General features: G+C 41.4%; 1 protein-coding gene. It reads right to left on the bottom strand.

The window, feature by feature from the left end:
• Positions 1–683, bottom strand: a 683-nt coding sequence (locus A3766_RS31000; protein ID WP_197479525.1) for a hypothetical protein, incomplete at both ends; no start/stop codon positions are given.

The following is a 683-nucleotide window of genomic DNA, read 5'->3' as shown; positions in this document are numbered from 1 at the left end:
CCTAACCACCAAACGCCAACTCCAGGACATGGTTTATACTGCGTCATATAAGAAAAATACCCATCAAAATATGGATAGTACAATGCAGTACCATTAATTGAATTAACAACATCAGGCTCGGAACTTAGTTCTTTGTAGCTAACACCATCTGCATTAACTAACTCTACACTGTCAAACTTCTCTCCAGTCGAACTTAACTTCACTATGAACCCATCTTCCCTTAACAGTTCCCTGATTCCTTTGCGCTGTTTAGATTTACCTGGCCTCGAGTAGTATCCACACCTAACGGCTGAACGTAATCGTCCATTCAGTTCAGAACCTCGCCGAGAAACAATCTTAAAATTTCTAGGTTGATATTCGAACTCTAGCGGCTCTGAAGAAGGCCATGAAGAGACAAATAGAGTGTCATTGGAAAAGCAATATCGACGGAGCTTCCTCTTTTGACTTTGGGTATCTACCAATTTCGTATAAGAGCCATCCGTAACATTCACAAGGTATAAAGCTTTTTCGTTTTCAATCTCTGCCATGGTGACTATTTCATTGTCACTTACCCAGTAGATGCCTCCGTGTCCTGACCGTGCACTCCATCCGAATTGATCAACCTTGATATCCTCAAACTCAGTAAAGAAGCTGTCATCAGGTAAATACTGAACATCTGTGCTGTAATAGCGAGACAACTCCAA

It is taken from the genome of Oleiphilus sp. HI0132 (assembly GCF_001635845.1).
The sequence above is the reverse complement of the archived record's forward strand: the minus strand, read 5'-3'. Positions and strand labels throughout refer to the sequence as shown.